Annotated in this window: 7 protein-coding genes; 5 read left to right on the forward strand and 2 right to left on the reverse strand. The window is 41.6% G+C overall.

The features are described 5' to 3' along the window. The first annotated feature begins 135 nt into the window (after window positions 1-135). The 3 genes from ACRD69_RS02520 (at window position 136) to ACRD69_RS02530 (ending at window position 4,031) form a co-directional block, all read left to right on the forward strand. Window positions 136-1,098, forward strand: coding sequence for a bile acid:sodium symporter family protein (locus tag ACRD69_RS02520; RefSeq protein ID WP_430813491.1), 963 nt, complete (start codon window positions 136-138; stop codon window positions 1,096-1,098). Window positions 1,099-1,232: 134 nt separating this feature from the next. Beyond that, the gene (locus ACRD69_RS02525) at window positions 1,233-3,437 is read left to right on the forward strand and encodes a glycoside hydrolase family 20 protein (protein WP_430813492.1); all 2,205 of its coding nucleotides are present in this window, start codon (window positions 1,233-1,235) and stop codon (window positions 3,435-3,437) included. Between the two features lie 153 nt (window positions 3,438-3,590). Further along, window positions 3,591-4,031, forward strand: a complete 441-nt coding sequence (locus ACRD69_RS02530; protein ID WP_430813493.1) for a VTT domain-containing protein — start codon at window positions 3,591-3,593, stop codon at window positions 4,029-4,031. Window positions 4,032-4,743: 712 nt separating this feature from the next. Here the strand turns inward: ACRD69_RS02530 and porE are convergent. After that, window positions 4,744-6,714, reverse strand: a complete 1,971-nt coding sequence (porE, locus tag ACRD69_RS02535) for a PorE family type IX secretion system protein (RefSeq protein ID WP_430813494.1) — start codon at window positions 6,712-6,714, stop codon at window positions 4,744-4,746. Window positions 6,715-6,914: 200 nt separating this feature from the next. Here porE and ACRD69_RS02540 point away from each other — a divergent pair, with 200 nt between their 5' ends. Continuing rightward, a complete protein-coding gene (locus ACRD69_RS02540) occupies window positions 6,915-8,375 on the forward strand; it encodes an MltF family protein (protein WP_430813495.1) in 1,461 nt (486 codons plus the stop codon). A gap of 150 nt (window positions 8,376-8,525) precedes the next feature. Then, window positions 8,526-10,925 (forward strand): TonB-dependent receptor domain-containing protein, encoded by a 2,400-nt coding sequence (locus tag ACRD69_RS02545; RefSeq protein WP_430813803.1) that lies wholly within the window; start codon window positions 8,526-8,528, stop codon window positions 10,923-10,925. A 171-nt stretch (window positions 10,926-11,096) separates the two neighbouring features. Here ACRD69_RS02545 and ACRD69_RS02550 read toward each other — a convergent pair whose 3' ends face one another. After that, window positions 11,097-12,008 (reverse strand): glycyl-radical enzyme activating protein, encoded by a 912-nt coding sequence (locus tag ACRD69_RS02550; protein ID WP_430813496.1) that lies wholly within the window; start codon window positions 12,006-12,008, stop codon window positions 11,097-11,099. Between the last annotated feature and the right edge of the window lie 82 nt (window positions 12,009-12,090).

The raw sequence follows: 12,090 nt of genomic DNA on the forward strand, positions 1-12,090 counted from the left end.
AAGATGCAGTATTGTGGCAGGGGAAGGGAAGTTGGCTCTGATTGAATGAAGACTGGTCTTATATGGCATTGATAATCGTGTTAAATTGTATTTTTGTCATTTAAATACCATTACTTAACAGACAGGAAATAGAGTATGCTTAAAAAGATTGATGCCTTTATTCTGGGGCTCCTGACAATGATATTGCTGGCCTGGTTTTTTCCTCAGCCAGGTATTTATAACGGTTCCGTTAACCTTGAATTGCTCACAGATATTGGCATAACCCTGATTTTCTTTTTCTACGGATTAAAATTAAGCCCGCAACAAATGAAAGAAGGGCTTAGTAATTACCGTCTTCATCTGCTTATTCAACTGGCCACTTTCGTCTTGTTCCCCTTATTGGTTATTGCATTCAAACCATTGATGCATACCGGGGAACAACAAATGATATGGTTAGCGATGTTTTTCCTGGCAGCGTTACCCTCTACAGTTTCATCGTCGGTCGTAATGGTTGTTTTGGCCCGTGGGAATATGGCGGGAGCTATTTTCAACGCCAGTATATCCGGATTGATCGGGATTGTGCTTACCCCATTATGGATGGGTTTGTTCTGGAGTGCTGAAGGGACATTTGATTTTTCAGAGATCATTGTCGACCTGGTCATTAAAATCCTGGTTCCTGTCATGGTCGGTTTATTGCTGCACAGGTATTTTGGAAGGTTTATTAAAAGGCACCTGAAGCTTTTGGCACGATTCGATAAAATGGTGATTCTATTAATCGTTTATAAGAGTTTCAGTAAGTCGTTTACTGCCGGATTATTTGAAGAAATAAGTCTGCTTGACTTACTGCTGATAGGAATCTCAGTATTGGTCTTGTTTTTTGTTGTTTACGGCATTATTGGACTGGCCTCAAAAGCTATGGGTTTTAACAGGGAAGATACAATTGCGGCTTTATTCTGTGGCTCAAAAAAATCGCTGGTACACGGAACGGTTTTTTCCAAGGTGTTGTTTCAAAATGCTACAGGACAGGGATTGTTCCTGGTGCCTATTATGATCTACCATGCCTTGCAATTAATTATTGTCAGTTTTATTGCAGAGAAAAAAGGCAGAGCTGCTGGTTAATATGCCTCATAAACATAGGTGGTTAACTATTGAACATGATTGTCCGGCAGATGATGTTGATAGTTAATATATTTGAGCATGTCAATTATGCATTAATATCTTACTGCTTTTTGATGCGTTTAAACAAATCAGCTATGAGAATCTATCTTTTCAGTCTATTATTGGCAATTGTTGTATGCTCATGCCAGCCCGGGACTATCTACATTACTAACAAGGGTTATTCAGATTACAGGATTGTGCTAAATGCCCAGGCTACACCTTCCGTTAAGGATGCTGCGGAAATACTTCAAAGGTATATATACGAATCGACACAAGTTAAGCTACCTGTTCTTGTAGGTGATGTAGAGGGTAATAGCTATGTTATCCGTCTGGCTGTTGGGGAAGAAAAGGAAAACCCGTATGTAAATTATTATATGGAAGGAAACAACCTGTATATTGAAGGTAGTGATGAGCAGTATCTGAAATATGCAGTTTATGAATTCCTCGAAAGAGAACTGGCTTGTCGTTTTTGGTCCCCGGATTCAGAAACCGTCCCAAAAACAGACAGGTTGCAGATTAATAAAGATAGAACTTACAGATATTCCCCGCCGGTCCATGTGCGTACCGTTCATTCCAAATTATTTTATGAGCATCACGACTTTGCAGATAAGCAAAGGGTTACCTACGAGGCATTCCCCATGTACGCGTCAGGAGCAAGGGTGCATACTTTTCATCGCTTCCTTCCTGCAGACAGGTACTTTGATGATTATCCTGAATATTATGCACTTGTTGATGGAAAAAGGCGAACAACCCAACTTTGCCTAAGTAATCCTGAAGTGCTGAAGATTATTAAAGATACGGTTGCCGGTATTTTTATTAATAACCCTGACGCTTCGGTGGTTTCAGTAAGCCAGGATGATAATACACAGTATTGCCAATGTGAAAACTGTGCAGCAGTTGATAAAGAGGAGGGGAGTCCGTCAGGCTCCATGATTCGTTTTGTCAATGCGGTTGCCGAATCGTTCCCTGATAAGACCATATCAACCCTGGCCTATCAGTATACCCGGAAAGCATGTAAGACCAAACCCTTGGATAATGTATTGATCACCCTTTGTTCCATTGAATGTGACCGCAGTGTACCTATTGAAGAGGGATGTTCTGACTTTGCAACTGATCTGAATGGCTGGAAATACCTGACTGAGAATATCAGGATATGGGATTATACAACACAGTTTACCAATTTTCTGGCTCCATTCCCCAATATTTACACACTGGAACCGAATATTAGTTTCTTTACTGATAATAATGCCAGGTGGATATTCGAACAGCATAGTCATAACCCGAGTGAACTTTTTGAGCTTAGGTCTTATTTGCTGGCCCGCCTGTTATGGGACCCGCAACGTAATACGGATGTACTGATACGGGAGTTTTGTGATGGTTACTATGCTGAGGCAGGCCATAAGGTAGCTCAGTATATCGGTCAGGTACATAAAGAACTGGCAGAATATCCTGATTTTTTCCTCTTTCTGTATGGAGGTCCATCTCAGGCCTTTGATTCTTTTTTGAGAGCTGAAGCATTGGATAATTATAATCAGATCTTTGATGAGGCTGAAACCGCTGTGTCAGATCAGTCAGAACTTCTAAAACGTGTTAAACGTGCCAGGTTAGGAGTGAGGTATGCGACCCTTGAGGCTTGCCGTGCTAACCTATCTGAGAAATACTCGCTAAGTAACAGTAATCTTGTTACGAGAGAAGTACAGGAGTTTAAAAATAGTTGTGAGGGAGGAGGGATTACCATGATGAATGAAACCCGCTTTATGGTGTCTGATTATCTCAATTTGTATGAGCGCAACCAAAAGCGTGCAGCAGGTTATAACCTGGCTTCCAATAAACCTGTGACCCTTTTGACCAAAGCTCGTAAATATGCTGATGAAGATCCACAAACACTTACTGATAATGCATTTGGAGGGGGGAGTTTTTATGCCAGCTGGTTAGGATTTGAAGGAAACGATATGGTGGCTGTTATTGATCTGGGACAAAAACAGGAGATCAATAAGATATCAACCGGCTTTTTGCAGGTCATGAATCATGTTGTGTTTTTTCCTGTTGAGGTTAAGTATTATGCATCGGTCAATGGTGAAAACTATCACTCTTTGGGTACGGTAAAGAACAAACGGCCATTGAGAAAAGATAGTAAGGTAAATGATACACAGTTGTTTGATTTGTCCTTTTCATCGACTGAAGCAAGGTACATTAAGGTAAAGGCTAAAAATCTGGGAACGGCGCCTGAGTGGCATCATGCTGTTGGTCTGCCTTCATGGATATTTGCCGATGAGGTACAGGTAATACCATCTAGATAATTAAATGTGCTGGTATAATGCCGTACATATACATAGTGCTTTTAGGGGTGAAAAGAGCTTAAGAGGCATTATGAATAGTAATTGTTATAAATTAAAGGCTATTGGAAAGAGGCAGGTATTTTTTTAGTATCATTGCAGCCTTTTAAAAAAGCCATGGAAGAGATAGGAAAATATATTGCCGTTTATCTGGCTGGTGCAACCGGTATCTGGAAAGGAATCCCGGTTGGTATTGCACTGGGTTTAAAACCTTGGATGACGGCTTCTTTAGTCACCTTAGGTGCTGTATCATCAGCTTTATTGGTTTATTTCTCTGGCGAGCCTTTTCGTAAGTGGCTCATGAATAAATACGGGAGTAAAACTTTTGAAGCTAAGAAAGCCAAATTCTCCAACTGGATGGAGAAATACGGGGTACATGGTCTGGGTTTAATGGTGACAGGCTTATTAGGGCCTTTTATTGCACTGGTTATTGGAATGGCGCTTCTTGATAATACCCGTAAATTCTTGTTTTATCTGCTAATGGGTATAGTCCTTTGGTCATTTGGTATTACTTATTTGTCTGAGCCGCTGGTTTTGTTGGTAAGGAAGTTGTTTTAAACAATGGCAAGGGTAATACCTTCCGAATGGCTTTTTCAAGCTGTAACCAGCAGGCTGTAGGTCTGCCATATCATAGCCCGGGCAAAGCGCTCCAGCGTCCGAAAAGAGCACAACATTCATATTTATAGGAATTTGCAAGCTGATAATCAGCTCTCCTCCTAACAAAGGAGAAGAGAGGTGTTTTACGTCTTTGTATTTAACAAAATAACCCACCTGGTGGCATTGTATCAATGTAGTACCTGCCCGCTACCATCCATGGGTCTTTTTCGGATCAACCTCGCTGCCAGCGAGGTTGATCCGAAGGATTACCGAAGAATTACCGAAGAAGCTCCGAAGGGTTACCGAAGCCATACTTAATAAATACCGAAGAAAACTCAATGCATTACTTAATTAGTCCCTAAGAGTTACCGAAGGCATTTTCAGGGAAGTAATTAGCCACATTCATATATTACACCCTTGTTGATGGTGATTATTGTTAAATACGGGAGGGATGGGGAATTTAGCTGTTTGTTCGATTATTTGTCGATAGTTATCAGGAGCCGAATTGTTGATTGGTGAAGCTGATAGTTGAGGGCTTTAACAGTTGATTTGTTGAACTGATAAGCAAATGATCTTTTCATCGAATTAACTTTTGTAGTGCCCCGTGCATAGTCCCGGGTCTCACTACTCATCTCTCACCTCTCATCTCTCAATCGATTTGTCAACAAGCAATTTACTCCTTTATCCTAAACTCAATACGCCTGTTTAATTTGTGGGCAGCCTCTTTGTTTGAATTACCTCTTATTTGTCTGATAAACCGTTGTGACAGCACATCGCCTTCATCGAGGAACTTATATTTTTTTGCCTGACGCTTACTTAAGGTAACGGGTTCAGTGTCGCCAACTCCCTTTGCTGATAAACGTTCAGTAGCTATTCCTTTTTGCATTAAATAATCCATAACAGCCTGTGCTCTTTTTTGTGAAAGAACAACTGCCTGAGAGCCTGATCCTTCTCCTGATGCGTGGGCTACTATTTCAAGAACAATAGCTTTATTCATGCCTAATATTGCCGCAAGGCGATCCAGTTCTTGTTGAGAATCAGAATTTAATGATTCATCATCTTTTGCAAAATGTATGTTTTTCAGAACGATAGCATCTTCCATCGGCATCATTCCCACTTCATATTCAAATTCCTTGTTATCGGCCAATCCAATAGTTGAAAGTTTGTGTTTGTAATTGAAGTAACCTTTCGAGGCTACCATAAAGACATATTCAGTGGAAGGTGCCAGTTTAGCCCCAAAGCTTCCGTCATTACGGATGTTGAGTTTAACATTCGTACCATCTGTACCAATTAACCGAAGGTATGCCTCGCTTATTGGTTCATCGGTCTTCTGGCTGTAAACCTGGCCTCGCACGCTGAATTCAAGTTTTGGTAAACTGAACTCATACAGGTTGTCGACAGCTTTCGAACTACCTCTTGATGAGCTGAAAATACCAGCTTCTTCCAATCCTTTAAAGGCAATGCCAAAATCATCACCTTCACTGTTTATGGGACGGCCAAGATTATGCACTTCCCAGTCTTCTTTTTCTTCATTAAAAACAGCACGGTAAATATCCAGGCCACCGTATCCGACATGAGCATTTGAGCTGAAATATAAAGAGCCATCCAGGCGAACGGACGGGAACATTTCGTCACCGGCCGTATTAATGACACTTCCCATGTTAACAGGTTCACCCCAGCCGCCTTCGCCGCCTTTTTTAGCTTTCCAGATGTCTTTTCCTCCCTGACCACCTGGCATGTCACTCACAAAATAAAGTGTTTCGCCATCGGGCGATATGGCTGGGTGTGCTACTAATAGGCTATCCGCTATATCTATTTGGGCCGGCTCGCCCCATTTACCACCTGAACGACTTACCATAAACATTTCAGCGCTTCGGGGTTGCTCATTATCGTAGCGACAGCGCGTAAAATACATTTGCTTACCGTCAGAGGACATGGTGGCACTTCCCTCGTCAAATTCTGAATTGATGGTTTCATCCACCAATTCAGGGTCAGTCCATTCGCCTTTGGCATCTATTTTAGCCATGTAAATATTGGAGCCACCCTGACCTGTGATCCTGCTCTTCTTGCGTTTTTTCTTTTCCGTACGCATAGACGAGAAATAAACCTGGTCGTAATCAGTACTGGCATAGCCAGGTGAAAAATCACTATAGCGTGTATTGCTTAACTTTTTGATCTTCTCAACAGTGTAGCGCGTCTTTATAGAGTCGTTCAGTGCTAATTTGCATGATGCTATACCATTATGAGCACGCTTGTCCAAAGGTTCTTTCTCCAGGTAGGCTTCATAAGCCTCTATGGCCTCTTCATACTTCTGCGATGCCAGTAAACAATCGCCCAGGTATAATCCGGCATCGGCCATTTCGTAGTTGTAGCGGACAGCCTTTTTGTAGTTGGAATGGGCTTTTCTGGGTTTATTGGTTTTGCGGTAGCATTCGCCAAGGTAGTATGAAATTTCTCCTTTAGTGTATCGTTGCTTCTCTTTGCGATAAGCCTTTTTAAACTGCGCAGCAGCGCGGTCGTACTCACCAATTAAATAGGCTTTGTTGGCATTGCCAAGCTTACTGCCCCCAACACATCCGCTGAGTGCTGCTGAGGCAACTAAAATATATACCAGGTATTTAAAGTATGCTGTATTAATGGGCATCAGGTCCAAGTTTTTATAAAGAACCAAAAATAAATAATAATTAGACACATAAAAAACGTGTTTACTATGGTTTTATTGTTATTGAATCACTTTACTGGTTTTCTTATGCCATTGTTATCTGCTTGTTTTTGTATCTGAAATTGGTTGAATAACAAAGAAATAATATTTTTAGGCCGTGTTAATGACCTAAACCAACACACATGAAGATACTTAATTATGCAGTTCTCCCGGTCCTGCTTTTGATTGTGATGGCCTGTAACAGCAAGCCTGAGACAAACTCGGAAGTGAAAGAAACCCGTGAAGAACAAGATATCACCGGTCAGCAGTTTAACTTTAAGAGAGATTGGAAGGCGATCAAAGAAGACGGTGTATTAAAAGTACTGACTACCTATAGCGGGACCAGTTATTTTTTATACAAAGGACGCCCAATGGGGTTTGAGTATGAGCTGTTGGAGCAGTTTGCTAAGCTAAAGGGCTTAAAGATCGACTTAAAAACAGTAGGCAGTATCGATAGCTTATTTTACTATCTCAACAGAGGCGATGTTGACCTGGTAGCCCATGGACTGACAGAGACTCGCAAACGAAAAGAATTCGTCAAGTTTACAAAGCCTTTGTACACCAGCCGCCAGGTATTGGTGCAAAAGATGCCTGATAACTGGCATGATCTTCACTGGAGAAACATTGAAGATGCCTTACTGCATGATGCGATTGAATTAATGGGTGATACCGTCTCTGTTCGTGTTAACTCTTCCTATCATCAGCGACTAAAGAACCTGGCCGATGAGATTGGAGGAGAGATTTTTGTTGATACCTTACCCGGCGACCTTACCACAGAGGAAATAATTGAGATGGTGGCTGATGGAAGGGTTAAACAAACGGTTGCTGATCTGAATATTGCCAGTCTGATGGCATCTTATTACCCGATCCTGAATATTGATGTAGCTGTCAGTACCACCCAGAATATGGGCTGGGTAGTTCGAAAAAACTCGCCTCACTTGTTAAAAGAAATCAATGATTGGTTGAAGGATTATAAAAAAGAAAGTGAATACTACGTCATCTACAATAAGTACTACAAGAACAAAAAGGATTATCGCAGTCGTGTAAAAAGTGATTTTTATAGCCTGAAGCAAAATAAGATCAGTAAATACGATGAACTGATAAAGCGTGAATCGGCTAACATAAACTGGGATTGGCGTTTGTTGGCATCACAGGTTTACCAGGAGTCTCAATTTAATCCATCGGCTGTGTCGTGGGCAGGTGCGGTTGGTTTAATGCAGATGATGCCGGCTACGGCGAAAGAATTTGGCGTACAGTGGAGAAGTAATCCTGAGCAAAGCCTGTCGGGAGGTGTACGTTACCTCGATCACCTGCTGGGCCGTTTTGAATCGGTCGAAGATTCAGTGCAACAAATAAAGTTTACACTTGCCGCATACAATTGTGGTTATGGTCATGTTGCAGATGCCAGGCGTTTGGCCAAAAAATATAATCTTGATCCAAACAGATGGGACGATAATGTTGAGAAGATGATATTAGCCCTTCGTTACCCGAAGAATTTTAATGACCCAATGGTTAAGCATGGGTATTTGCGAGGTACCGAGCCATACACATATGTGAGGGAGATCTTTGAACGTTTTGACCATTATAAAACATTTATAGAGTAATGGTTTGAACCAGGTGGCTTTGAGTGATTATTGCCTGCTGGTAACATTGGTGAAACGTACATATAAACACAATTTTTGAACTATCTGCTACATGGAGTCAATGCTTTTAATGCATATTTGTCACGCTTCGATCAAGCTAATTTAAATATTTTGAGACTTCGGGAGTATACTATAGTTTTTTATGTTCTGGCTTTCTTTCTGATATGTTCAGGTGTTTGGGCACAATCAGATGCAACACTTAGGGGAACGATTGTGAAGCCTAACAATAAAGCAGTGTTGTTTTGCAACGTTGCTCTGTTGAATATGAAAACGCAGTCCTTAACAGGAGGGGGAGTGACCGATAGTCTTGGGAATTTTCAGATTGAACACATAGCACCAGGTTATTACAGCTTGCAGGTGCATTACATAGGTTTTGATCCCTATAAGCAAGATAGTTTGTTTATCCGGCGGGGTGAGAACCTGACGCTCGATACACTTGTGATCCGACGCAAACGTACTCGACTTGATGAGGTTCAGGTCACAGCCAGGCGACCTTTTATTGAACAGGGTCTTGGTCAGACAACCATTAATGTGGGTGAGCATATTGCCGGGGCCGGCGAGAGTGCCATCGACCTGATGCGTTTTGTGCCCTCGGTGACGACTGATGAGGATAATAATGTGTTGTTGAGAGGTGCTCCGGTGACGATACTGGTCGATGGGGTTGAAACAGATTTGGCTAATGTGCTTGAGCAACTGCCTGCAGAAACAGTTGATAAACTGGAGATCATTACTAATCCGTCTGCCAAATACTCATCCCGTAACGGAAATGGCATCATTAATATTGTGCTTAAAAAAGATAAGATAAAAGGTTCAAACGGAAGATTGGAAGCTGCCATCGGAACACCTGAAAGGTATGTGGCTTCAGCCAATTACACTTTACGTATGAAGAAGTGGACCTCATATACCAATGTGAGTTATAAGCATAATACCGATGAAGTGGAGTCCTTGCTGAATCGAAGCTCTGTAATAAATAACGATACATCATACTTAAATAATGCAGGCTTTACCGAACGGGAAACCGATGACCTGATGGTACGACAGGGATTCAAGTACCAGATTGATAAGTCGCAGTTTGTTGATGTAAGGGGTATGTATAAAAGCGGTTTTCAAAACTACTCCACTATTAACTCGTCTTTTAATAGGCGAGCCGATTCAACGCTAAAGAGTCATAATGAAACACAGGGAAAGGGGGAGCGTCAACGGTTCTTTTGGGAGCTGAATGGCAGGTGGAAAAAATCTTTTAATAACAAGGCGTCTCTTAATGTGTTTGCTAAATATGAACAGCAGCGTAATGATGCACCGTCGTTCCGAACCATACAACCATATGATGTTAATGACGCTACACCAAAGAAGGACTACAGTACACAGGAGCGTGGAATGCCCGAGGAGATTGAAAGTACACGCCTGAATATTGATTATGAACATCCTCTTGGTAAGAAACTGAAGCTGGAAGCAGGCGCCACAGTATTGTACCGTTATTCGAAAGCTGATAATATTTTCTTAAAAACTAAATATACCTACCGGCAGGAATCAGAAGATTATGAGGTGTCAGGTGATGACTCCAGGAATAACTCATTTAGTGTTGAGGAGCTGAGCCCGGCGTTATACACAGTTGTATCAACAGAGCTTAAAGAGGTGTTTATATCTGCCGGTTTGCGATATGAGTATACCACCGTTGAACCCTATTCAATTACCGCCGATAGTGGAGTACACCAAACATATCATCATTTATTACCCACTGTTCAATTCTCAAGGAAATTTGGTGAGAAATGTAATGTGGGTTTATCGTGGTCCAAACGTATAAAGCAGCCTAAGTATAAGCAATTGAATCCCTTTGTTGTATACAATGGCTTATACTCAAAATCGGGAGGTAATCCAGAGCTAAAACCACAGAAAACTACCAACACCGAACTGACTGTTCATTGGCAGTTGGGTAAACATGCCATCTCACCATCTGTATTCTGGAAAGAAAATACAGACATGTTTAACCAATATCAGTACCTGGTTGTAGAAGATGGGCGTGATATTATGTTTAGGCAGTTCATGAATCTTGGTAACAGCAGGGAGTTGGGGGCAGAGTTAAATCTCAGTAACCGTATCAGCGACCATTGGGATATAAAGTCTAATTTCCTGGTAATGCATCAGGATATTGAAGGTGTTGTTAAAGACAATGCCTTTAAGGTAGCCGATTATGCCTACAGTGGTAAAATTACCTCCGATCTTATTTTAGGAAAGAGTTTCAGAATACAACTGACGGGAGCTTATGAGTCACCGGTGAATACCATTACAGGAAGGCGGTTTGAGTATTATTTCATTGATATGGGCTTAAGAAAAGCGGTATTGAAAAAGAAAGGCTCGTTATACCTTAAATACTCAGATGTATTTGACAATATGGAACGTAAGCGTATGACTAACTCTGCCGATGGAATAATTGCCTACAATACTTCAAAAGCCATTACAAGGCGCCTGTTACTTTCTTTTAGCTATAAGTTTAGCAAAATCAATAAGTAGTGGTTGGGGCATCGCCTTGGAGTGTTCTGAAAGATCTCAAGGTTCACAATTATAGTAATTTGCAAGCTGTAAATCAGCTCTCCTCCTAGCATAGGAGGATTACCTCGACGAAGGAGAGGGGAGGTGGTTTTAAGCCTTTTTGACAAGGCTCATTCATTTCTTCCCCGGTCATTAGCCTCCTATTATTGCCTCAATACCATGTTCCTTAAAAATGGCAATGATCGCCTTTAGCCTTTCAGCCGAGGGTTCTTCCATTTCGCCTTTGTCATACTCTTCGCCTAACTTCTCATATTTCTTTTCAGCTATGTTATGAAAGGGTAGGAGGTTAACCAGAGGTTTTTTACCATTAAGGCCGGCAAGCAGTTTTGCCGATTCCCGGATATTCCATTCATCATCGTTAACACCTTTTATCAAGGGGATGCGTATGTTAATGTCAACGCCTGTTTCGGCAATCATCTTGAGGTTACTCAGAATTTTCTCATTGGGCATTCCTGTCCATTGCTGGTGTTTGTCCGAGTCGATCATCTTCAGGTCGTACAAAAAGTGGTCGGTGCGCTTGGCAACTTCCATTAACACCTCAGGTTTGGCATAGCCCGTTGTATCAACACAACGGTGAATGCCTTCATCACCACAGGCATCAAGCAACGGAATAAGAAATTCATGGTGCAACAATGGTTCCCCGCCAGAGAATGTTACGCCACCTTCTGATTTATCCATCAGCATGGTTTCTTTTTTGATTTGTTTCATTATTTCCGGCACGCTCATTGTTTTGCCGGTCATTTCAATGGCTTTGGTTGGGCATACCTCGGCACAAACGCCGCACATAGTGCAGGCTTCAATGTCTGTTGTAATGCCATCAGGGGTGAGTGACAGGGCATTTTCAGGGCAGTGTTTTATGCATTCTTCACAGGCAATGCACTTGCTGTTGTTATACATTTTCTGTTGCAATTTGCTTTGACTCTCGGGGTTGTGACACCATTTGCAACGTAAAGGACAACCTTTGAGAAAAATGGTAATACGTATACCCGGACCATCATTGATGGCGTAGCGTTTTATATCAAATATTAAGCTGGGAGTTTCCATAGCTATATGCGTATTAAACTAATAGTTTGTCGAATTAACGAATTGAAAGATGGAGAAAATTAATCGAGGCTGTCCAAATCTT

This window comes from Carboxylicivirga agarovorans (assembly GCF_050589845.1).
GTDB classification, from domain to species: Bacteria; Bacteroidota; Bacteroidia; order Bacteroidales; family Marinilabiliaceae; genus Carboxylicivirga; species Carboxylicivirga agarovorans.

What these genes read in the sequence shown, in the direction of transcription:
- ACRD69_RS02550 (WP_430813496.1), bottom strand. Translation starts at nt 12,008, where the DNA reads ATGGAAACTCCCAGCTTAATATTTGATATAAAACGCTACGCCATCAAT.
- porE (WP_430813494.1), bottom strand. Translation starts at nt 6,714, where the DNA reads ATGCCCATTAATACAGCATACTTTAAATACCTGGTATATATTTTAGTT.
- ACRD69_RS02540 (WP_430813495.1), top strand. Translation starts at nt 6,915, where the DNA reads ATGAAGATACTTAATTATGCAGTTCTCCCGGTCCTGCTTTTGATTGTG.
- ACRD69_RS02530 (WP_430813493.1), top strand. Translation starts at nt 3,591, where the DNA reads ATGGAAGAGATAGGAAAATATATTGCCGTTTATCTGGCTGGTGCAACC.
- ACRD69_RS02525 (WP_430813492.1), top strand. Translation starts at nt 1,233, where the DNA reads ATGAGAATCTATCTTTTCAGTCTATTATTGGCAATTGTTGTATGCTCA.
- ACRD69_RS02520 (WP_430813491.1), top strand. Translation starts at nt 136, where the DNA reads ATGCTTAAAAAGATTGATGCCTTTATTCTGGGGCTCCTGACAATGATA.